At 36.1% G+C, this 21,767-nt stretch carries 18 protein-coding genes, 1 pseudogene and 1 other annotated feature; of the genes and pseudogenes, 4 read left to right on the top strand and 15 right to left on the bottom strand.

Going from position 1 to position 21,767, the window contains the following annotated elements:
* Positions 1-249 precede the first annotated feature (249 nt).
* The 5 genes from ACRYLU_RS11035 to lmrP form a co-directional block, all read right to left on the bottom strand.
* Positions 250-1,278: a SepM family pheromone-processing serine protease gene (locus ACRYLU_RS11035; protein WP_445080990.1), complete on the bottom strand. Its 1,029-nt coding sequence runs from the start codon at positions 1,276-1,278 to the stop codon at positions 250-252.
* Positions 1,265-1,762 carry a pantetheine-phosphate adenylyltransferase gene (gene coaD, locus ACRYLU_RS11040; RefSeq protein ID WP_445080991.1) on the bottom strand — a complete coding sequence of 166 codons (498 nt, stop codon included), beginning with the start codon at positions 1,760-1,762 and terminating at the stop codon, positions 1,265-1,267. The genes ACRYLU_RS11035 and coaD overlap by 14 nt, the downstream gene beginning before the upstream one ends.
* A 47-nt stretch (positions 1,763-1,809) precedes the next feature.
* Positions 1,810-2,349 carry a 16S rRNA (guanine(966)-N(2))-methyltransferase RsmD gene (rsmD, locus tag ACRYLU_RS11045; RefSeq protein WP_195363016.1) on the bottom strand — a complete coding sequence of 180 codons (540 nt, stop codon included), beginning with the start codon at positions 2,347-2,349 and terminating at the stop codon, positions 1,810-1,812.
* Positions 2,350-2,517: 168 nt separating this feature from the next.
* Positions 2,518-3,738: an MDR family MFS transporter gene (locus ACRYLU_RS11050; RefSeq protein WP_445080992.1), complete on the bottom strand. Its 1,221-nt coding sequence runs from the start codon at positions 3,736-3,738 to the stop codon at positions 2,518-2,520.
* Positions 3,739-3,821: 83 nt separating this feature from the next.
* Complete coding sequence (gene lmrP / locus ACRYLU_RS11055; RefSeq protein ID WP_445080993.1) at positions 3,822-5,048, bottom strand: multidrug efflux MFS transporter LmrP; 1,227 nt, start codon at positions 5,046-5,048, stop codon at positions 3,822-3,824.
* Positions 5,049-5,237: 189 nt separating this feature from the next.
* Between lmrP and ACRYLU_RS11060 the strand changes: the two genes are divergently transcribed.
* Both ACRYLU_RS11060 and ACRYLU_RS11065 read left to right on the top strand, forming a co-directional pair.
* Positions 5,238-5,732 (top strand): RNA polymerase sigma factor, encoded by a 495-nt coding sequence (locus ACRYLU_RS11060; RefSeq protein WP_058206114.1) that lies wholly within the window; start codon positions 5,238-5,240, stop codon positions 5,730-5,732.
* Between the two features lie 23 nt (positions 5,733-5,755).
* Positions 5,756-6,862, top strand: coding sequence for an anti sigma factor C-terminal domain-containing protein (locus ACRYLU_RS11065; RefSeq protein ID WP_445080994.1), 1,107 nt, complete (start codon positions 5,756-5,758; stop codon positions 6,860-6,862).
* Positions 6,863-6,957: 95 nt separating this feature from the next.
* Here ACRYLU_RS11065 and ACRYLU_RS11070 read toward each other — a convergent pair whose 3' ends face one another.
* Positions 6,958-8,304 (bottom strand): glucose-6-phosphate isomerase, encoded by a 1,347-nt coding sequence (locus ACRYLU_RS11070; RefSeq protein WP_010906353.1) that lies wholly within the window; start codon positions 8,302-8,304, stop codon positions 6,958-6,960.
* A gap of 343 nt (positions 8,305-8,647) precedes the next feature.
* On the opposite strand from ACRYLU_RS11070, the gene ACRYLU_RS11075 reads away from it, so the two are divergent.
* Positions 8,648-9,154, top strand: coding sequence for a YkgJ family cysteine cluster protein (locus ACRYLU_RS11075; protein ID WP_021467077.1), 507 nt, complete (start codon positions 8,648-8,650; stop codon positions 9,152-9,154).
* A 33-nt stretch (positions 9,155-9,187) separates the two neighbouring features.
* Here the strand turns inward: ACRYLU_RS11075 and ACRYLU_RS11080 are convergent, their stop codons facing one another.
* A complete protein-coding gene (locus ACRYLU_RS11080) occupies positions 9,188-10,033 on the bottom strand; it encodes an NAD(P)H-binding protein (RefSeq protein ID WP_058206112.1) in 846 nt (281 codons plus the stop codon).
* Between the two features lie 173 nt (positions 10,034-10,206).
* On the opposite strand from ACRYLU_RS11080, the gene ACRYLU_RS11085 reads away from it, so the two are divergent.
* Positions 10,207-10,539 (top strand): winged helix-turn-helix transcriptional regulator, encoded by a 333-nt coding sequence (locus ACRYLU_RS11085; RefSeq protein WP_038602439.1) that lies wholly within the window; start codon positions 10,207-10,209, stop codon positions 10,537-10,539.
* 223 nt (positions 10,540-10,762) lie between these two features.
* Here the strand turns inward: ACRYLU_RS11085 and ACRYLU_RS11090 are convergent, their stop codons facing one another.
* From ACRYLU_RS11090 to ywfG, 8 genes and pseudogenes are all read right to left on the bottom strand, one after another.
* Positions 10,763-13,417, bottom strand: a complete 2,655-nt coding sequence (locus ACRYLU_RS11090) for a valine--tRNA ligase (RefSeq protein ID WP_118263640.1) — start codon at positions 13,415-13,417, stop codon at positions 10,763-10,765.
* Between the two features lie 41 nt (positions 13,418-13,458).
* Positions 13,459-13,625 (bottom strand) — a binding site (T-box leader).
* 47 nt (positions 13,626-13,672) lie between these two features.
* A complete protein-coding gene (locus ACRYLU_RS11095; protein ID WP_445080995.1) occupies positions 13,673-14,329 on the bottom strand; it encodes a FusB/FusC family EF-G-binding protein in 657 nt (218 codons plus the stop codon).
* 349 nt (positions 14,330-14,678) lie between these two features.
* Positions 14,679-14,927, bottom strand: a complete 249-nt coding sequence (locus tag ACRYLU_RS11100) for a DUF1912 family protein (RefSeq protein ID WP_003132639.1) — start codon at positions 14,925-14,927, stop codon at positions 14,679-14,681.
* Between the two features lie 38 nt (positions 14,928-14,965).
* Positions 14,966-15,310, bottom strand: coding sequence for an MmcQ/YjbR family DNA-binding protein (locus ACRYLU_RS11105; RefSeq protein ID WP_003132638.1), 345 nt, complete (start codon positions 15,308-15,310; stop codon positions 14,966-14,968).
* Positions 15,311-15,820, bottom strand: coding sequence for a GNAT family N-acetyltransferase (locus ACRYLU_RS11110; protein ID WP_038602449.1), 510 nt, complete (start codon positions 15,818-15,820; stop codon positions 15,311-15,313). It abuts the gene before it with no gap.
* Positions 15,821-15,974: 154 nt separating this feature from the next.
* A complete protein-coding gene (locus ACRYLU_RS11115) occupies positions 15,975-16,682 on the bottom strand; it encodes a B3/B4 domain-containing protein (protein WP_445080996.1) in 708 nt (235 codons plus the stop codon).
* A gap of 332 nt (positions 16,683-17,014) precedes the next feature.
* Entirely contained in the window at positions 17,015-18,556 is a 1,542-nt protein-coding gene (gene rlmD, locus ACRYLU_RS11120; RefSeq protein WP_003132635.1) for a 23S rRNA (uracil(1939)-C(5))-methyltransferase RlmD, read from the bottom strand.
* A gap of 226 nt (positions 18,557-18,782) precedes the next feature.
* A pseudogene (gene ywfG, locus ACRYLU_RS11125) lies at positions 18,783-21,583 on the bottom strand (LPXTG-anchored alpha-1,2-linked mannose-binding protein YwfG).
* Between the last annotated feature and the right edge of the window lie 184 nt (positions 21,584-21,767).

The raw sequence follows: 21,767 nt of genomic DNA on the forward strand, positions 1-21,767 counted from the left end.
TGATAGTATAAATTTTATTTGGAATATATGCCAAAACTCTATTAATTGTTAAGTTCATGAGAAAACCCACGTTGTTACTATATTGGCTCTCTTTTTTTCTTCTTTATTTTTATTACTCTATCTCCAGTTTTTACTTTCAAAACCCCAATTCTAAACTTTTTATAAAAAAATTTATTTTATTTATCTTTTGTCATATATTCCAAAAATATCCGATGAAAAAACTACTGACAGAAAAGCTGTCAGTAGTTTTTATTTTTCTAAATAATCTAAAGCGTCCTGAATAGTCTTGACGGGAACGATTTTCATCTTCGTTTTTAGTTTTTTAGCGGCGGCTTTGGCTCCAAGGTAATTGTTGCTACTTTCCTTTTTGGTGCCTGAATCAGGCACTAAGAAGACTTTTGCCCCTTCTTTACTCGCTGTGGCTACTTTTTTATCAACACCGCCGATTTGACCAATGCTTCCGTCGTGTTCAATCGTCCCAGTTCCAGCAATTTCGCGACCGTTTCGCAAATCTTTTCCTGTCAACTGACTGTAAATTTCTAGTGTAAACATCATCCCCGCAGAGGGACCACCGATTGAACCCGCGTTGACAGTAACTTTCGGAGTCGTCACGACTTCAGTATGATCAACTAGGCTAATCCCAATTCCTGTTTTTCCGTTAGCAATTTTGATGTATTTGCCAGTTGACTTGTGCTTTGTGCCGTCAATTCTCGTGTATTCAATCGTTACTGAATCACCGACTTTTTGTTTGGAAACATAAGTAATCATGTCGGCACTTGATGTAAACTGTTGACCATTGACTGCTGTAATCGTATCTGCAAGTTCTAGCTTATTTTTAAAGGTCGAATTTTTGGCAATATCAAGGACATAAACGCCTTCATATTTAAGTTCATAAGGTTTATTAGCTAATTTAAAAGCTTGATAAATCGCTGTATTCTGTGCCGTTTCCATGTAAAACTGGTTGACACGGTTGAACTGTGCGTCGTTAAGTCCACCAGTCATTTCTTGCTCACTGTAAATGCTTGTAAAACTATTAAAATGGCTGTAAATCATTGTAGCAAGATTTGCTCGTGCAATTTGGACAGTCGTCAGAAAAAAATCACCTTTATGTTCATCTTTTTTGCCTTCAACTTTGACCATTTTCCCTAAGGGTTCGGTTGTTCCGGGCATTTCCACATAGTAACTTGTTGGATAAAATAAAGCTAAAAGGGCAACAACAATTAGACCAATCGAGATTCCCCATTTTAATTTGGGATTAATTTTTTTATTTTTTTTCATCTAATTTCCTTAATTCACGACTCACATTTTCTGGAACCCAAGCACTGACATCTTGACCAAAGGCCTGTAATTCTCGCATCCGTGTGGAATTTAATGGTTCAAGTTCTGGTTTTGCTAAGAAAAAGATGGTTTCAATGCCTGTCATCTCCATATTAAAATAGAACATATTTTTTTCATATTCTAAATCTTGGCTATTACGCAAAGAACGAACCAGAGCTGTCACGCCAAGTTTTTTTGCGATATTCACTGTCAAATCACGTTCATGTTTGATGACTTTGACTTTATGAGTTACTGACAGACTTGTCAGTGCTTCTTCTAGCATTTCCACTCGTTTATCAGTTGGAAAAAGTGGATTTTTTTGGTCATTTTTAAAAATTCCAACATAAAGTTGATCAAAATGTTGACTGGCACGTTTGATAACGTCTAAATGACCATTTGTCAGTGGGTCAAAAGTTCCTGTAAAGAGTCCAATTTTTTCTGTCATTACTTTTTTCTTTCTTAATTTACTGACAGAATTTCTGTCAGTAAAAGTCAAAATTCATAAATTGAAATTTTAGAAATTCCGTAAGTTTTTTGTCTGGTCAGCTCTAATTTCCCAATTTGGTTAGGGAGTTCAACTTCCTTGTCTGTTTCACAGACGACAATTACATTTTCTGTCAGTCGTTTTTTGTCTTGCAAAAGTTCTAAGTTTTCAACAATTTGTTCTTTAGCATAAGGTGGGTCTAAGAGGACTAAATCAAAAGTCTCTGACACGTTTGATAAGACTCGTTCTGCTGACATTTTTAATAATTGAAATTTTTCAGGCTCTTTGGTCATCTTGATATTTTCCAAAATGACTTGTTGAGCTGCTCTGTCTTTTTCGACAAGAAGGGCATGATCCATTCCTCTTGAAATGGCTTCAATTGCCAAACTGCCTGAGCCTGCAAATAAATCAAGAACACGTCCCCCTTCAAAATAAGGGCCAATCATATTAAAAATGGCTCCTTTAACTTTATCGGTGGTTGGTCTTGTTGTTTTTCCTGCCAATGTTTTCAGCGGTCTTCCGCCATAATTTCCTGATACTACTCTCATGAAAATAATTATATCACAAAATTTCAAATGGAGAGCCGAATCTCCCTGTAAGCCTTGGTTTAAAGGTTCTGTCAGTAAAAATTTTCTTATTATTTTACTGACAAAAATAAGTTTCTCAAATCAGAATTTCATTCTAACTTTTGAAACTTATTTTTGCCTATATTTAACTCATGAATGACTTTCATGCATCCGAATTGCTCGTAGTGAAGGGAGCACACCTAATACAATAATGAAAAACATGAAGATGGTCATTCCAATATTTCCATAAAGACTTGAGAGGGACACAAGGATTCCTGACAAGACCGAAGCGATAGGCTGAGTCACTGAAAAAGCTCCTGTATAAGTTCCCACTTGGTCTCCATCCATTAAATCGGCCCGCAGAGCCTGTGAAAATGGAACCAAAATCATTTCACCGATTGTTGCTACCAATGCTGCAACCAGTTCCCAAGTTAAATCACGACCAAGAAATGCAATCATGAAGCCCAAACCTTGCAAAATAATTCCAATCGATATTCCACTACTTCGTGACCAGTTTTTGGTTAGTTTGTTGACTCTCCCCATAAATAATACGATGACTAAGGTATTGACCATTAGGAAAATTGTCAGCATCCGTTGTCCATAAACTTCAATTCCAAAAATCCTTGCTGTTCTAAAACTATCACTCAAATGGACTGGAAGATAATAGTCAATTTGATTAAAAATCATCGCAATAAAGACCGAAGCAAATAAATAATACATGAAAATATGGTCTTTAGCAACTGTGAAATAGGCTTTAATAATGTTTGATTCTTGCTTATGCTGCTGAGTATCTGGATTGAAGGATTCATCAATCCAAAAAATCACAACCAAACAACTAACGATTTCTTCAATTGTGATAGCCAAAAGTAACCAAACCAAATAATCTCGGAAAAACCAACCTGAAAGTCCTGAACCAATCATGATTGCAAAGTTGATAATCCAGTATTGAATACTATAGACGACTCGCCGATTTTCACTTGTTGTCAAATCTACAATCATCGCTTGACTTGCGGTGTTAAAAAAGCCAAAACCAAAATTAATAATAAGAAATCCTAAAAAAGTAACCCAAGGATTGAAGTAAAAAGATGAGTTTGCAAATGTTGCTAAAGCTCCACCAAAACCAGTAATAGCAGTTGAGAAAATCATCACAGGTCTTCGTCCCTGAACGTCGGACAAATGACCAGCATAAAGTCCAACCAAGAAAACCATAACTGAACTAATGACTAAAAGTAATCCCGTGATTCCTGCACCCATATATTTATTGTAGTAGATTGTCATTGAGCCACCCACTGTACTAAAGCAAAGCGTCCCAAAAAAATTCATGATTAAACGAATTTTAAGTGTCGGATGTAATCCAAAAAAATCTTTCATTTTATTTCTTTCTGTTTTTTTTCAATAAAAAATCTATCTTGACTCCTTTTCAAGATAAATTCTTTTTTTTAGAAGTCATTTTTTTAATTAATTTTTGTTTTCTGGTGTCTATTTACAGCAATAAGCACTAAAATAATCGCTAGAACTTCAGTCAATGCTAAGACTAAAGAAACTCCTGTTGCTTTAATCATTGGTGAAATAGAAACAAGTAAACCGGCAAGAATGGAGGCAATCGGCATCTTAATTGCGGCAACGCCATTGTAAGAACCAATTTTTTCTGGATTCATCAAATCTGCACCTAAAGTTTGAACACTTGGTGTATAAACAATTTCACCTAAAGTATAAACAATACCGGCAATGAAAATAGGAGTAAACGTCGTTGTCAAAAATGAAAAAATCATCCCAATTGCCATAAATAAACTCCCCCAAATAAATCCTTTTTGGTGTGACCAGTCCTTGGTCAATCGATTTAGGGTGGTCATTAATAGGACCACTAAAACACAAGCTAAAATCAAATAAATCGTAAGCATCCGTTGTCCATAGATTTCAAAACCAAAAAAAGTGATTGTTTTAAAACTATTTGATAAATGAACAGGCAAAAAATTATCAAATTGCATGATAATAAAAGTGGTCGCAATATTAGCACCCATAAAAATCATGTAAGTTTTATCTTGTAGCACTGTCTTATAGGCCTGAAAAATATTTTCTGCTTCCTCTTTGGTCTTTACAATCGGTCTAAAAGTCTCAGTCATTACAAAAGTGGTTAAGAAAAATGAGACTAAGACAGTTAAAAGTAATATCACTAAAAGTGCTTCAAATGCTGGTCTAAAAAGCCAAGCACCTAATGCTGCTCCTAAAATAACTGACAAGTTTTGCGCCCAATAATCCAACATAAAAACAACTTTACGATTTTCAGCATTTGATGCATCAATAATCATGGCATTTCCTGCAGTAATCACAAGATTATAACCAAAACTAATCAGCAAAAAAGCAATAAAAGTTGACCAAGGATTCACGTGACCTGGTAAGTTTGAGGCAATGGCTAAAAGAGCTCCCAAAAGTTGAATCACTGTCCCAAAAACCATCACTGGTTTTCGACCATTTCGGTCAGCAAAAAAACCTGCAAGAATTCCTGCGACAAAAGTGGCTACTGCAGATAAGGCAAGCAAAATCCCTGTAATTGCACTTCCCAAATGTTGATTATAATAAATGGTCATTGAAGAAAAAACGGTGCCATATGAAAAGGCACCTAAAAAAACAATTCCTAAACGGAGTTGCAAATTTTTGTCTAAATTCCAAAACTCTTTCATATTATTCCTTAAATTCTTTTAAATTTTCTAAATTTATTAATTTATCTATAATTGTAGCATATTTATACTTCTAAAACTAGATGAATTACAGCTTTATCAAAATAATTCTTCTACTTATATCAATTTTTGTTAAAATAAACTGTAACCAAACTTAATTTGATTTGTTATATATATATAAGAGGGGAGGAAATGGTGAATTTAAAAGAATATGAAAATGACGTCAATGATTATGCGATAGAAATCACTAAATACCTTATCTCTCGTGGAAGTCAGTTGGTCGATGCCGAAGATGCCGTACAGGATACTCTGGTTAAAATTTTAAGTCTGGATATTTTCATTGAACCTGACAAATTACGGGCTTTTATGTATCGAACATCTATCCGAACTTATATTAATAGTTATAATCGGAGTAAACATTATCAAAAAATTATTAAAAATTTGGAAAAAGAATTGGAAACAGCAGCTTTTTTAGTTGAGTCTAGCCCACTTCCAAAAATCATTGAACAACTTTCCCCTTATTATAAAGAGCTTTTAAATGCATACTATTATGAAAATTGTTCAACTAAACAGCTTGCAGAATATTTTGAATGTAGTTTAAGTAAAATCAAAATCGACCTTTATCGAGCTCGAAAAAAGCTTAAAAAACAACTTGAAAAAGCTGGTTATGACCAGTGGCTCCTCTAATCGTCTCATGAAAGGATTTAAAAATGCGTACTTTCTTAATTTTCCCTTACTTTGTCTTAGCTCTCACTTTATTTTTCGGACTGATTCGTCTGTTTATTTTTGCGATCAATAAAACACGGCACAAACTTCAAACAACTGAATCTATTTCTAATCTCAACAAAGATTTTCATAATTTTGCCCTAAAAACAAAAATAAAACGTTGGGGGTTAACTACTTGGATTGCTTTGACTGTATTTTCAGCATTTATAGTTATTGGTTGGCGAGTGAACTCTGCTATCATGGAAAAAAATTTCTTTAAAACTTTTGATTACTCTACCGCTATTTTCACCGCTTCCGCCCCAAATGTTGCTTATAATAATCAGATTATCGATGATTATGGCGTGTTTAGTTCTAATCTTCATTCAGATACTTATAAAGATATTGATGGTTATCATGTGCCCTGGGAATCTTATAATTTTTCCTTTAATGTTTCGAATGTTGGGGGATTAAGTCTTAATACCTTGAGTCCGTCAGTAAATTCAAATGCCTATTTTACCCAAACAACTAATCAAAAAATTGCTAGTTTTTTCTCTACAAATGCCAACTACAAATCTAAAGATTATAATCGAATTCTGCCTACCCATGATGCAGACAAAATTTCACAACTTTCAAACCACGTGGCGGAAGTTGCTGTCACCTTTGATAAAGCTTATAGTTACAACGAAATCCAAAAAATGATTCCCGAAAATCTTTTAATTAATTGGTATTGGATTGGTTACAATGATTCGAAATCTCTTGATGCTGCTGGACAAACAAACTGGTTTGGCTTGATGAGTAATAGCAATTATGCTGAAAATGGTAATAATTCACAGCTCACTGGAAAATTAGACAATACTACTTATCAAGATTTTAAAAAGTCAGTAGCTGCTATTGCGAAAAAGAACCAAATCACAATTAACGACTTTAGCCCAAGTAAAGATGCACTTAAACAAGTTAAAAAATATCCTACTCTTAAATCAGCTAAATTTTCGGGGGTCATTTTAACAGGACAAACTAAGAATTTTGTGAATTTTGATAAAAATTCTTGGGTTTATGCAAGTAATGTCGGGCTTACAGTAGAACTTCGCCCTGATATTAAGCCACTTAAATAATAATTTTACTTACAGGATTTGTCAGTAAGAAATGGATACAAAAAATCACTGACAGAAATCTTGTCAGTGATTTTTATGACACTTTTAATCAAAGATTAAAGGCGGTCATTCAATTCTTTGCTGAGTTCTTCAAATCCTGGTTTACCAAGAAGAGCGAACATATTTTTCTTGTAAGCTTCAACACCTGGTTGGTTGAATGGGTTAATTCCGTTCAAGTAACCAGAAACACCGATAGCAAGTTCAAAGAAGTAAATTGCATATCCAAGTGTGAATTCGTCTTGTTCAGGCAATGTCACGATCATGTTTGGAACATTTCCGTCAGTGTGAGCAAGAAGCACGCCGTCAGCTGCTTTTTTGTTAACGAAGTCAACATCTTTACCTTGCAAGTATCCAAGTCCATCAAGGTCAGCGTCAAGTTCTGGAATGTTGATGTTTTTACGTGGTTTTTCAATACGGATTGCTGTTTCAAAAACAGTACGTGTTCCTTCTTGAATCCATTGTCCTAATGAGTGAAGGTCTGTTGAGAAGTTAGCTGAAGTTGGGTAAATTCCTTTTTGGTCTTTCCCTTCTGATTCACCAGCCAATTGTTTCCACCATTCTGAGAAATATTGAAGGCTTGGTTCGTAATTGATCAAGATTTCTGAGAACTTACCTTTACGGTAAAGGATATTGCGAAGTGCAGCATAGGCGTAAGCATCATTTTCATGAACATTTGTAGAAGTGTATTCTTTACGCGCAGCGTTAGCACCTTCCATCAAAGCTGTGATATCAGCACCTGAAGCTGCAATTGGCAAAAGTCCAACAGCTGTCAATACTGAGAAGCGTCCACCAACTGAATCTGGAACAACGAAAGTTTCCCAGTTGTTTGCGTCAGCATTAACTTTTACAGCACCTTTTTCTTTATCAGTGGTTGCGTAAATACGTTTGTTTGCTTCTTCACGACCGTACTTTTTAACTAACATTTCTTCGAAGACACGGAAAGCAATCGCTGGTTCTGTTGTTGTACCTGATTTAGAGATTACATTTACAGAGAAATCTTTGTCAGCAACGTAATCTACAAGGTCAGCCAAGTATGATGAAGAAATTGAGTTACCAGCATAAAGAATACGTGGTGCTTTACGTTCTTCGGCAGTTTGCAAGTTAACAAAGCTGTTGCTCAAAAAGTCAATTGCTGCACGTGCACCGAGGTATGAACCACCGATACCGATAACAATAAGAACTTCTGAATCAGATTGAATTTTTTTAGCTGCTTTTTGAATACGAGCAAATTCTTCTTTGTCGTAATCTTCAGGAAGGTCAAGCCATCCGATATAATCGCTCCCAGCACCTTTTCCTTCGTGGAGCAATTTAGCTGCCCCGTCGATTTGCCATTGGATTTCGTCTAATTCATTTTCAGCTACAAATGGAGTGAGTTTTGAATAGTCAAATTTAATATGAGCCATTTTAATTCCTTTCAATTTCTCGTTTTTTACGAGAATTTAGCTATTGAAGAACGACAACTTTTGCATTGTTTTATCTTCGAATTTTCTAGTTCATTTTATCACTTTTTCGGCTTTTTAACAATACTAAAGGTTATGTAAGCGCTTATTTGTTTAGCTTTCTATCTGTGAAACTTTTCCAGCTCTGAGACAGCTTTTTGTATCAAAATTTAGTTTAAGATTTCAATGAATATTTATTGTCATCAAAAAATTTACTGATAAGATAAGTCCTAACACTTTTGAGGGTGTCAAATCTCTTTGACGACTGACAAATCAGTCTTTCATGTAAATTTTTGCTAAAATATTAATGATGAAATATACATTTGAAATTGACCTTGACCGTTATAAAAATCTGGCCCAACAAAAACAAAAGACACATAAGAAATTTTTAGCTGGCCTTGCCAAAAAACCACCAAAGCAATTAGATAAAATCGTTAAAGAAGTTCATGAAGAGGTTTTTTTAGAAATTGATTGCACCAAATGTGCTAATTGTTGCAAAACCTTAGGTCCTCTTTGGACAGAGGCCGATATTGAACGCGTCGCCAAACATTTAAAAATGAAAGTGAGTGACTTTGAAGCCGCATATCTCCGAACTGACGAAGATGGTGACAAAGTTTTTCAAACCATGCCTTGTCCGTTTCTTGGTTCTGACAATCTCTGTAGCATTTACGAAGTTCGTCCTAAAGCTTGTCGCGAATTTCCCCATACTGACCGTAAAAAGATTTATCAAATCAATAATTTAACGATAAAAAATACACTTTATTGTCCAGCTGCTTATGAATTTGTTGAGAAATTATCTTATAGACTCAAATAAAAATTACTGACAGGTCTGTCAGTAATTTTTTTATTATGCCAAAAGTTCTTTCAAAGCTTCTTTTGTATCTGTCAGTGAATGTCCCAAGGCTTTTTCAAAATCTTTAGATTCCACATCTAAATCTTTTGCTTCAATATCTTTTTGGAAGCCGAGGAAAAGTTCCGCTACAAAATCTGGAAGTCCAGTTTCAACTAAATGACTGACAAAAGCTTTGTCATCAGCAGCGACTACTTCAAATTCCTTATCAGAAACTGCTTTTAGTGCTTGAGCAAGTTCGGCGTAAGTCAATATTTTTCCTGAAAGCTCCAAAACTTCTGGAAAATCTGCTCCAGCAAGTGCTTTTGCTCCAACTTCTGCATATTCGCGTTTCAAAGCCCAGCCCACTTTACCTGTTGGTGCATTGTAAACAAATTTTCCAGTTGAAAGTGCAGCAGCAATAATTGGCATTTCATTTTCAAAGTACCAGTTATTACGTAAAAATGTGTGGGCAATTCCTGATTTTTCAATCGCCTTTTCAGTATAGATGTGGTCAGCAGCTAAGTCACTTGTTGCCCTTTCTGCTTGAGGAAAACTTGTATAAGCAATATAAGAAATTCCAGCACTTTTGGCTGCATCAACCACATTTTGATGCTCAGCTTGACGATTTCCCGGCGCTCCTGAAACAAAAAGCAAACGGTCAATTCCTGTAAATGCTTGTTCTAAAGCAGTTAAATCTGAATAATCTGCCAAACGTACATCGAACCCTGCCGCTTTGAGTGGAGCTGCTTTTTCTTCTGTGCGAGCCAAAACCACAATATCAGAAATTGGAACCAATTCTTTCAAAAATCCGAGTGCATAAGTACCGTATCCACCTGTTGCACCTGTTACTAAATATTTCATGTTAAATCCTCCATTTATTTATTATTTTTTATATTTTAAAGTAGCTTGCTTTTTTGACTACCTAAGTGTATAATATCATTGTACTACCACCATGTAAAGTAAGCACTTGAAAGTTAGATACACCCCTTTTAGATACTATTGTATAATATCAACGATTTGAGGTAATAAAAAAAATGAAAAAAATTTCTGAACTTCCAGATTGTCCTGTTGAAACAGCACTTGTTTTGATGGGTGACCGTTGGAAAATGCTCATTGTCCGTGATTTATTAGAGCGAACCATGCGCTTTGGCGAACTTCAACGTTCAGTTGGACATATTTCACAAAAAGTTTTGACCCAACATTTACGTGCCCTCGAAGAAAGCGGGCTGGTTCATCGTGAAGTCTATGCAGAAGTACCTCCTCGTGTTGAATACTCACTGACAGACCTTGGAAGAACCCTCAAGCCCATCCATGATACGATGGCAGCTTGGGGAAATCTTTATAAAAAAGAAATCAGCAAAGCTTAGAGATAAAAATTACTGACAGGAAATTCTGTCAGTAATTTTTGTTTAATTATTTATAAATTTCTGCGCACTTTTTCTAATTTTTCAAAAATACGGTGAACAATCGGTCAGTAAAACAGCTGATTTCTGGTTTTTTCTACTATTTATTTTAGGTCAAAGTATCAATCTACATAAAAAACAAGTAGAAAATTTGCTATCTTTCTTATTTTTTTGATTTTATTTATGATTAGTTTTCTTTCAATTCTGCAATACGAGCTTTCACAGTATCGAATTTTTCTTGATAATCGGCTAATTTATCTTTTTCTTTTTGAACAACTTCTGCTTTAGCATTCGCAACAAAACGTTCGTTACCCAATTTTTTATTCACTAAATCTAACTCTTTTTGCCATTTAGCAAGTTCTTTTTCAAGTCGAGCAATTTCTTCTTCGATGTTAATCAGACCTTTGAGTGGTAAGAAGAGCTCAGCCCCTGTGATAACAGCAGTCATCGCTTGCTCATCAAGCACGACTTCTTCTGCAATAACAAGCTCTGACGGGTTAGCAAAACGTGTGATATAAGGAGCAACAGAGTTCAAAAATTCAGCTTGTTCAGACTTGATGAAGATTGGCACTTGCTTAGACAATGGAGTATTAACCTCAGCACGAATATTACGAACGGCTGTAATTAATTCGATTAACATCGCCACACCTTCGCTTGCCTTGTCGTCATTAAATTCTGGACGTACTTTTGGATATTCGGCAACAACAATTGAACCAGAAGTGTTTGGTAATTTTTCGAAGATTTCTTCAGTGAAGAAAGGCATAATTGGGTGTAATAGACGTAAAACTTGATCTAAAACATGGAGCAATACTGCACGTGTAATGTCTTTTTCAGCTTCATCCTCACCAAACATAACTTCTTTTGTTAATTCCAAATACCAGTTGGCGAACTCATCCCAAATGAAATTGTAAAGAATATGACCAGCAACACCAAATTCAAATTTATCCATTTGTTCAGTCACGCGCTCAACAGTATCATTCAAACGTGTCAAAATCCAACGGTCAGTGACATTACCAGCAGTTTTATTTGCAACTTTTGTCAAAGCCGAAGAAACAGCATCAGCGCTGACATCTTCTGAATTCATCAAAATATAACGTGAAACATTCCAAATTTTATTGATGAAATTCCAAGCGGCATCCATTTTATCATAAGAAAAACGCACATCTTGTCCTGGTGCAGAACCATTTGATAGGAACCAACGGAGTGCATCTGTTCCATATTTTTCAATCACATCCATTGGGTCAATTCCGTTACCAAGCGATTTAGACATTTTACGTCCTTCTTCGTCACGAATCAAACCATGAATTAAAGCACGTTTAAATGGTGATTTACCTGTAAATTCCAAACCTTGAAAAATCATACGTGAAACCCAGAAAGGAATAATATCATAACCGGTTACTAAAGTTGATGTTGGATAGTAGCGTTTGAAGTCTTCTGCATTTTCATCCGGCCAACCCATCGTGCTAAAAGGCCACAAAGCTGAACTAAACCAAGTATCAAGTACATCGGCATCTTGTGTCCAACCTTCTCCCTCAGGTGCTTCTTCACCAACATACATTTCACCCGCTTCATTATACCAAGCTGGAATTTGATGCCCCCACCAAAGTTGACGTGAAATAACCCAATCATGAACATTTTCCATCCATTGCAAGTAAGCATCACCAAAACGCGGTGGATAGAAAGCGACCACATCATCCGTTCCATCTTCTTTTCGTTGATGAGCAATCGCATTCTTAGCTAATTCGTCCATTTTGACAAACCATTGTGTTGACAAACGTGGTTCAACAACCACTCCTGTTCGCTCTGAGTGCCCAACTTCATGGCGGACTGGTTTTATATCAAGCAATTGGCCCAATTCCTTGAGGTCAGCAACAATTTGTTTGCGGGCTTCAAAACGGTCAAGTCCTTCATATTTTCCACCATTTTCATTGATGGTTCCGTCATTGTTCATCATGTTAATCATTGGCAAATCATGACGCATCGCAACTTCAAAGTCATTAGGGTCATGCGCAGGCGTAATTTTTACAACCCCAGTTCCTTTTTCCATATCAGCATGGTCGTCTGTCAAAATCGGAATGACCCGATTAATGATTGGGAGGATAACATTTTTGCCCACTAAATGTTTATAGCGTTCATCTTTTTCATTGACGATAACAGCTGTATCACCAAGGAAAGTTTCTGGACGTGTTGTGGCGATTTCAACAAACTCATCACTTCCTTCAATTTGGTAAGTGATGTGGTAAAAAGCCCCATCAATTTCTTTGTGAATGACTTCAATGTCTGACAAAGCAGTCATCGCTTTTGGATCCCAGTTGATGAGTTTTTCACCACGGTAAATCCAACCTTTATTGTAAAGTTGAACAAAAACTTTACGAACCGCTTGTGAAAGGCCTTCATCAAGAGTAAAACGTTCACGAGAATAATCCACTGAGATTCCCATTTTACCCCATTGTTCCTTTATTGTTGTGGCATATTCATCTTTCCACTCCCAAACTTTATCAAGGAATTTTTCACGTCCAAGGTCTTGTGGTAAAATACCATCTTCAGCAAGGCGGGCAGCAACTTTTGCCTGAGTGGCAATCCCCGCATGGTCCATTCCTGGCAACCAAAGCGTATCAAAACCTTGCATCCGTTTTTGACGGATGATGATGTCTTGCAAAGTTGTATCCCAAGCATGACCCAAGTGGAGTTTTCCGGTCACATTTGGTGGTGGAATAACGATGCTATAAGGCTCTGCATCGGGATTTCCAGAAGGTTTGAAAACATCAGCTTCAAGCCATTTTTCGTAGCGTCCTGCTTCAACCTCTGTCGGGTTGAATTTTGGGGTTAGTTCGTTTGTCATGTTTTTCTCCTTTGGGTACAAAAAAAGCACCCTGATTTATTCTCCAGGGTGCTTCCGCACGGTACCACCTGATTTTCGTCAATTGACGACACTCATTTTATGCCATAATTTTCTTGAAATGACGCAACCTTCATAAAGTTTGACTGAACACTTTCACCAGCCGTGTTCTCTCTATAAGTCTTGCTTTATTACTCCTCGTCAACTTGTTTTTATTTTAGCAGAATTCTTGTTTTTTTACAAGATACTTCTAAATTTTTATTTTTCTTTAATGATTTCTAAAAAATGCTCCAAGCCTTCTTTGGCTTGAATTTGCTGATTACATTGTTCAGAATCTAAGCAAATATAGGTGCCATTTTTAGTATAAGTGCCGTCAGCCCCTCTTTTTGTTGTCGCTAGAAATTGAGTGACAATACTTGTTTTTTGGCAAATGGCACAGATATTTTTCATACTGCCAGAGATACTGCCATAAAAACCACGCCCGTCAGCGGTCAAAAGATATTTTCGACTACTTGAAACTTCATTCCAAGCAAAGTAAGTGACATCACGTAAATCCCATTGACTTGTCGCTGGAATTTTTAACTTTTTAACTTTTTTGAAAGCTTTTTTCATTTGAGCTTCGCTCGGTAAATGAAAAGCTTCGACCAAAGTTTTAAGTTCTGTCAGTAATTTTTCAGCTTGTTCTCTTGATAATTTAGGATTATCAATGGCTGATAAGTATTCTTGGATAGCAACTTTTACTGACAGATTATTTTCACTGACAAGACTGTCAGCATTTTCAGCAATTTGCGAAATTTCTGTGGCGACTTGGGCGTAAACTGCCTCAACTGTCGATTTATCATTGACAGAGTGATAGACATTGACCAGGTCAAAGGTCAGGTATTTAATTCGATTATATTCATATGGTTTTAACATTTTCTTATTCCTTAAGATGTGAACCCGACTGCTTTGAAGTTATGAAAATTGAGAAAATGCGGTTCTGTGCAAGGCACAGGTTCCATTTTGTCCATTTTCATCCACTTCAAGGAGGGTGAACTCAATTTGTTCTTATCCGCAAAGAAATAAGACTTTGCGGTAATCTAAGCGAGAGCTCTTACTCGCACTTGATTACCAACCATCTTCTTAAAATTCATTTGAATCTCCTTAAGATGTGAGCCCGACTGCTTTGAAGTTATGAAAATTAGGAAATTGCGGTTCTGTGCAAGGCACAGGTTCCATTTTCTCTATTTTCATCCACTTCAAGGAGGGCGAACTCAATTATTAATTAAAATGTTTTTGTTCCAAAATCTGGAACGTCATGGAAATCTTTACCATTTTTGTAGTTTTCAAATTTTCCTTGCAAAAATTGGTAAGCGTCTAAACGACTTTCATAGCGAATAGCTGCTTCTTTCGCTTCTTTTTTACCGTCTTCTGTGGCAATTTTTTCAGCGGCTTTCATGGCAAGTTCAGAAATTTGAACTTGTTGGTCCACCCATTCTTGAAAATCTTTTAAAAAATTTTGTTCGTAAGTCATTTTTTCTCCTATTAAAATTCAGAGCATTCGGCTCATCATTATCTTTTGGGTTTGATTAAATCATAGCTTTGCTCAACCATTTTGCAAACTTGCTCATCAGCAACATCTCCACCAAGTAAAACATCGTTCCAATGCGTTTTATTCATGTGAAATGCTGGATTAATATCCACAAAGAAATCTCGCAATTCGATTGCGATTTCTGGCTTCTGCTTGATTGCGATATTGACTCGGCCTTCTCGCTCAGAAATATAAGCAAATGATTTTTTATTCTTTAAATGTCGCATCACTACCGTTGGCTGACCCTTCTCCATTTTGGCAAAGGGAGTATCTGCAAAAGTCGGCCCAAGAGACAAGCAAAAATCAATAAGTTCTTTTTTATTCATCTATTTATTCAGCTCCAATTGATAAGCAAAACGGTCACCTTCAAATTGAACAAGTCCTCGCTTTACAAAGCCTTCACGTTCAAAGACATGTTGCATCAATTTATTGACCGGGTGGGTATCTATGCGAAAATCAGAGTATCCTTTAGATAACATCAAGGTAAAAATATTTGAAAATAGATATCTTGTCAAAGATTGTCCACGAAATTCGTTAGACAAAGCAATTCGATGAATGGTCACATAATCAAAATTTTGATTTGACCAAGCGCCGTCAGTGATTTGAGTATAAGCTGGTTCTTCACCTGTAATAATTGCACAATAACCGGCTATTTTATCATCAACTAGCAAGACATAGGCCTGTTCTTTCGCAAAATCCTCTTCAATATCAAAAACTGCTGGATAAGCATTTTGCCATTGGTCACTCCCAGAATCAGCCAAAAAAGCTCTCGCTTCTTCAATAATTTTCATAATTGAAAGCAAATCTTTCGGGCCTGCTTTTCTCATATAAATCATATAAAACCTCGGATTTTTTCTATTTCTCATAAAAATAATTAATGACAGAACCGTCAGATTTACTGACGGCTCTTTTTTATTGACAGTATTATCAACTTTCCTATCAAATCTCTTATCTGTCAGTAAATCTGATTTCTTTAGATGTCACAAAACGCTAGTTTAAAGAAATTTCTGGATTTTCTTTAGTGACTAGGAGTACCTGTGCTGTTCCTCCTAAATATTTTTCACTCAATTCAGCTAATTTTTGAGTTGCAGCATCTAGAACTTCACCGCGTTCAGGGTCAACAGATTCAATAATCAAAAAAGCACTTTTGGTTTGTTCTGTCAGCATCGTTCTTTGACCATCACGCCAATTCCATGAGCGACAAACTGCCCCCTCATCATCAAGATAGCAGATTTCACCAGGCAAAGCATTATCAGCTTCATCATCACCCAAAGCCAAGAAATGTTCGCCACCAACAGCTTTTGTCAAACGTAGATTTCCTGCAAAAGTATCAATATCCTCACCACCAGCAGGTAGCCCATAGTTCAAGCTAATACTATTGTAAATATCAACCAAAGGATTAATCGAACCCACAGCTTTACCCTTATCTACTCGTTTAAGCAGATTTTCAATCGAACTTCTAGCCCCTTTTTTTGTTTTAAATTGTTGATAAGCCTTGCGCCAAACAGAGACTACAGGATTTTCACTAAAAATAGCTGCTTCTAAAAATTGCTCTGCATTTTCATTCGCCTCATCAAGATTTTTTTTGATTTCAGCACTTGATTCCATACTATTATCAATATTTTTAGCTAAAACAATTCCGATTTTTGTCTCAGGAAAAAGTTCCCAAAATTCAGGTTCAACAATAAATTTTTTCATAATTTTTTCTTACTTTTCTAATTTTAACTATAACATTTACTGACGAAAATCTTGTCAGTAAAATACGACTGAATAAGGAGTATTTTATCTGTGGATAAAAGAATGAACAGCGGAGTTGGTCATTCTATCCGTCGTCAGCGAGTGAATTGAGCATTTTAGTTGTAGATAAAAGAATGACCAGCAAAGCTGAGCATTCTATCCTTCGTCAGCGAGTGAACAACGGGCAGGTAAATCGTAATTAAAAGAATGAACAACTAAAATATCCATTCTGTCAGTAAATTTTCACTTAAACTTTAGCTACTAGCAACTAATAATTCTGTCAGCAAAATTTCTCAATATTTACCATATTTTTGCGGACGACGTCCACGTTTTTTACCCTTAGCAAAAGCTTCAGCTTTACGTTCTTCTTCCAAATGTTCAAATTTAACAATTTTCAAAGGTTCATCACGTTTTGTCAATTTAACAACTGCTTCAGTTCTTGCTGTATGCGGGAACATATCCACTGATTGAATGTATTCTACTTTATAATAATTGGCCAAAACGACTAAATCTTTTGCCAAAGTTGAAACGTTACAGCTGACATAAACCATTTTTTCTGGTGGGAATTTAGTAATTGTTTCAAGCAAGGCATCATCAAGCCCTGTACGTGGTGGGTCAACAATCATTGCAGTTGCTCTATGACCAGATTTGTTCCAGTTTGGAATAATTCGCTCAGCTTTACCAATTTCATAGTGGCAATTTTTAAGCCCCAAACGTTTGGCATTTTCACGCGCATCAAAAATTGATTCTGGTGTAATATCCATCCCATGAACCGATTTTACTTTTTTAGCCACCGCAAAACCAATCGTACCTACACCACAATATGCATCAATGACACGGTCATCTTTTTTAGGATTCAAAGCCTTAACTGCTTCACCATAAAGTACATTGGCTTGCTCAGAGTTCAATTGATAGAAAGCACGAGGACTTAATTCAAATTCATAATCCAAAACGCCTTCGGTAATTGTTTCTTTTTCATTGAATAAAATTTGTGTGCGTTCGCCATAGATTTCACTGGTTTTTCTTGGGTGGAAATTGACCGCAACCGTCACAATTTCTTCAAATTCTTCTGTCAGTGCTGACAACATTTTATCAAATTTAACAAAAGAATTTTTTTGACGTTTTGAAGGTTCTTCACGTAATTCAGGCCAAACTTGTCCGTCCAAAATAATTGGTGTTGAAGTCACAAAAATAATTTGTACTTCACCTGTTTTTTGTGAACGACGAACCATGACCGTACGAATTCCGCCGATTTTACGTTCATCATATACAGGTAAATCAAATTTTTCAATCAAACGGCAAATGTGATTGATAATTTCTTGGGTTTTGGGATCTTGAACCAAACAGTTATCTAAGTTAACCAAATGATGCGTTCCTTCTTGATAAAGTCCCGCAATCACTGTTCCGTCATTCAAACGACGCACTTGGAACTGCAATTTGTTACGATAACCAAGTGTATTTTCCATCCCCAAAGTTGCACGCAATTCATAATTACGCCAACCTGCTGGCTTATATTTTTCTAAGGCCTGACGCATAACATCACGCTTAAATTCCAATTGCATTGGATAAGAAAGATGCATGATGTGAGATTGACTCATTTCATGATAAGCTCTATCCTGTGGTTTCACACGGTTTGGTGATTTTTCAATAATCTTAACCAATTTTGCACGACTAAAATTTCTAGCATTTTCAGTAATTTCAACTAAAACTTCTTCGCCTGGAAGTGCATAAGGAATAAAAACAAGTCGTCCTGAAATGACGCCTATTCCTTCCCCATTTATTCCCATTCGCTCGATTTCGAGTTGAAGTTTCTGTCCTATTTTTAAATTTATCATTCTTTAATTATTTTCCCTCTAGTTCGTCAATTAAATGACCATTTTCAATCCATTATAAAAAATCACTAATAAAGGATTGTGTGATACACTATTATAACATTTCACAATTTCTTTTTGTAGTCTTTTTCTACTTGAATCCTAAAAGATTTGAACTTATTTTTTCATCTATGAATATTACTCTCCAAATAAAAAGCCTGACACTGTCAGACCTTTTATTTTTCTTTAATTATTGTTTTTTACGTCTAAGTAAAAGAGCAAGTGGCGAAATAATCACTGCCATAATTCCTAGCAGAGTCAAAACAATTTGTGATTTTTGACTATCACCAGTACTTGGGAGAACATCTGTTGGCTTACTATCTTTTACAGCCTTAGCCGTAGGTGCTTTTGATTGATTATTAGACGGTTGACTTGGTTTATCTGGGTGAACTGGAGGAACGATAATTCCCGCAGGCACCTTATGATAAACGACAATTCTTTCAATGTCCGCTGTATCTACCGTAATTCCTGTCATTTCATCAATCTTAAGTTGACTTGCGATGTAATCTTTAATGATTGGCGAAAGAACTGCAGCAAACCTTCCACCATTATCAGCTGTCCAGTCACTATAAGTTTTCTCACCCGTCACTTTGTCAGTAGTGATTGTCCGACCAAAGACAATTGTTGCCTTATAGTTGTCAGCAGCCTTATCCCCATTATCATAAACATAATGAATGACTTCATTAACTGATTTATTTTCCGTCTCAACTACTGTGCCATGTTTTAATCTCACAATATAATGTTGAGGGGTATCAGCAAATTTTGTTCCATCTTCTGGATAATCATTTGAAACTAACTCGTAACCTTTATCTGTATAAGATTTAATCGTCTCAGCCGTTGTATAACCTGAATCATCTCCAGTTCCACCAGATAAATCTTTTGTAGTCAAAATTTTTCCAGTTGTTTCATCAATATAAGTAACATCAATGGTTCCTTGATTTCGAGTGTAAGTTACTGTCACAGAAATATCTTCTGTATCAGCAGTAATCCCTATCATTTCAGAAACTTTAAGTTGATCAGCTGTATAGCCATCAATTACTGGAGATGTTACTGACGCAAAACTATCACCGTTATCAGCAGTCCAATCACCGTATGTCTTATCATTCGTTACTCTGTCAGTAGTAATAGTCCGGCTAAAGTCAACCGTAGCATTGTGGTCAGTAGCTGCTTCACCTCCACCTTCATAAACATAATGAATCACTTGATTGACAGTTTTTTATCAGTTGATTCTGTTAAGCCGTGTTTTAATTTTACTACATAGTGTTGTGGCTCATCCGTAAAGACTGTCCCACCACTTGGGTAATCATCAGAAACTAATTCATAGCCTTTATCTGTATATGACTTGATATCATCAGCAGTTGTATAATTTGCAGCGTCATTCGTTCCACCAGATAAATCTTTTGTAGTCAAAACCTGACCAGTCGTTTCATCAATGTAAGTAACTTCAATGGTTCCTTGATTACGTTTATAAACGACCTTTTTCTGAATATCTGCTGAATTAGCTGTAATTCCGCTTATTGCATCAATTTTTAATTGGTCAGCTGTTTCTCCTTTAATTGTTGGCGAAATTACTTCTCCAAAACTATCACCATTTTGTGCTTGCCAATCCCCATAAGTCTTTTCGCCAGTTACTTGATTGGTTGTCACACTTCTTGTAAAATTCAATGGTGGAGCATTATAATCATCTGCTGCCTTGCTTCCATCTTCATAAACATATTGAATTGTTTCATTGACTTGTTTTTGCTCAGAACTTACAACTAATTTTTGTTTCAAATTAACAACATAGTGTTGAGCTGTATCCGTAAAGACTGTACCACCACTTGGGTAATCGCTTGAAACCAATTCATAACCTGCATCTGTATAAGATTTAATGGTGTCAGTTGTGGTGTAATTAGAAGAATCACCTGTTCCACCAGATAAATCTTTTTTACTTAAAGTCTGTCCCGTTGTTTGGTCAATATAAGTAACATCGATGGTTCCTTGATTTCGAGTATAAACATAGTTTACAGTTTGGTCATTGGCAGCATAATTCCCCGAAGTCGCTGCTCCATTTGAAGCCTTAAAGGTATAACCTGGAATAGTCTTTTGACTTGTCGTATACAAAGTGTTAATATCTCCACTTGTTGTTTCTGACGGAGCAATCGTATTTCCTTGTTCATCCACATAATTAGCAATAACAGTACCTTGAGCTACCGTATAAGTAAAATTAACATTACGAAGTTGTTGCAAATTCATTTGGGCACCAGTTGAGGCCGCAATTGAGAAAGACATCGCCTGATTTGTTCCAATAAAAGAAGAAACATCTTGCGTCCAAGTTTGACCACCATAAGTAACTGACATTACCTTCGTCGCACCGTTATAGCTCATTGTAAAGTCCACAAAATTATTATTGGACGGATCAGAAATAGTCTTAGCAGTGGCAGCAATTGTTTTAGCTTGTCCATTCAGACCATCAACAAAAGCACCAAAAGATTTACCAGAAAAACCTGTTGGGTCTGGCAGAAAGCTTGCTTCACTACCAGTATTGAAGTAAGTATCAAGCTTAAAGCCAAAGGCCCCCGGAACCCCTCCGATACCTGCTGCACCACCAGGTGCACCAACAACATTTGTATCACCTGGGTGGAAAAGGAAACCAACACCATCAGCACCACCGTTTTTCTGTGATTTATCTCCTAAATTAATTTTCCCAGTGAAAGTAAAATTTTGTGACATATCAACCTTAGTCATCAAGGTTACATTACCCGCTTTACTTCCCTCGTTAGGGGTCAAAGTTTGTGTAAAAGTATTTGTATCATAAGGAAAGTTAGCGGCCGAACCATTTCTTTGGAAATAATTTAAGAAGTTGGTTGGTAAAACTGTAACCTCTCTGGAAGTAGCAGCATAAACTCTCTGTATTTTGAAAGAGTCGGGGAGGTTTGTTAAAATAACCCCGCCACCTGCCAGAAGTGTTAAAGTTCCCATAGTTAAAAGAGCACTCGATTTTTTATTCATTTCTTCATCTCCGTCATATTTGTAGATTGTTTGTTATAATTTTACTACAATAAGTGGAAGATATCGGATATTTTGTCTTGTAAATATTACATCATTTAAATTCTATTATTTTTAAAAAATAATAGAAACTTAATAATACCAACGTTTAAACGGTTTTTTAATAAAATCACAAAAATAATAATCT

Source organism: Lactococcus sp. KTH0-1S (assembly GCF_052544945.1).

What these genes read in the sequence shown, in the direction of transcription:
- ACRYLU_RS11075 (WP_021467077.1), top strand. Translation starts at nt 8,648, where the DNA reads ATGATGAAATATACATTTGAAATTGACCTTGACCGTTATAAAAATCTG.
- ACRYLU_RS11115 (WP_445080996.1), bottom strand. Translation starts at nt 16,682, where the DNA reads ATGAAAAAATTTATTGTTGAACCTGAATTTTGGGAACTTTTTCCTGAG.
- rsmD (WP_195363016.1), bottom strand. Translation starts at nt 2,349, where the DNA reads ATGAGAGTAGTATCAGGAAATTATGGCGGAAGACCGCTGAAAACATTG.
- ACRYLU_RS11095 (WP_445080995.1), bottom strand. Translation starts at nt 14,329, where the DNA reads ATGTTAAAACCATATGAATATAATCGAATTAAATACCTGACCTTTGAC.
- ACRYLU_RS11065 (WP_445080994.1), top strand. Translation starts at nt 5,756, where the DNA reads ATGCGTACTTTCTTAATTTTCCCTTACTTTGTCTTAGCTCTCACTTTA.
- ACRYLU_RS11035 (WP_445080990.1), bottom strand. Translation starts at nt 1,278, where the DNA reads ATGAAAAAAAATAAAAAAATTAATCCCAAATTAAAATGGGGAATCTCG.
- ACRYLU_RS11070 (WP_010906353.1), bottom strand. Translation starts at nt 8,304, where the DNA reads ATGGCTCATATTAAATTTGACTATTCAAAACTCACTCCATTTGTAGCT.
- ACRYLU_RS11080 (WP_058206112.1), bottom strand. Translation starts at nt 10,033, where the DNA reads ATGAAATATTTAGTAACAGGTGCAACAGGTGGATACGGTACTTATGCA.
- lmrP (WP_445080993.1), bottom strand. Translation starts at nt 5,048, where the DNA reads ATGAAAGAGTTTTGGAATTTAGACAAAAATTTGCAACTCCGTTTAGGA.
- ACRYLU_RS11090 (WP_118263640.1), bottom strand. Translation starts at nt 13,417, where the DNA reads ATGACAAACGAACTAACCCCAAAATTCAACCCGACAGAGGTTGAAGCA.
- ACRYLU_RS11105 (WP_003132638.1), bottom strand. Translation starts at nt 15,310, where the DNA reads ATGAATAAAAAAGAACTTATTGATTTTTGCTTGTCTCTTGGGCCGACT.
- ACRYLU_RS11060 (WP_058206114.1), top strand. Translation starts at nt 5,238, where the DNA reads ATGGTGAATTTAAAAGAATATGAAAATGACGTCAATGATTATGCGATA.
- ACRYLU_RS11100 (WP_003132639.1), bottom strand. Translation starts at nt 14,927, where the DNA reads ATGACTTACGAACAAAATTTTTTAAAAGATTTTCAAGAATGGGTGGAC.
- ACRYLU_RS11110 (WP_038602449.1), bottom strand. Translation starts at nt 15,820, where the DNA reads ATGATTTATATGAGAAAAGCAGGCCCGAAAGATTTGCTTTCAATTATG.
- ACRYLU_RS11050 (WP_445080992.1), bottom strand. Translation starts at nt 3,738, where the DNA reads ATGAAAGATTTTTTTGGATTACATCCGACACTTAAAATTCGTTTAATC.
- ACRYLU_RS11085 (WP_038602439.1), top strand. Translation starts at nt 10,207, where the DNA reads ATGAAAAAAATTTCTGAACTTCCAGATTGTCCTGTTGAAACAGCACTT.
- coaD (WP_445080991.1), bottom strand. Translation starts at nt 1,762, where the DNA reads ATGACAGAAAAAATTGGACTCTTTACAGGAACTTTTGACCCACTGACA.
- rlmD (WP_003132635.1), bottom strand. Translation starts at nt 18,556, where the DNA reads ATGATAAATTTAAAAATAGGACAGAAACTTCAACTCGAAATCGAGCGA.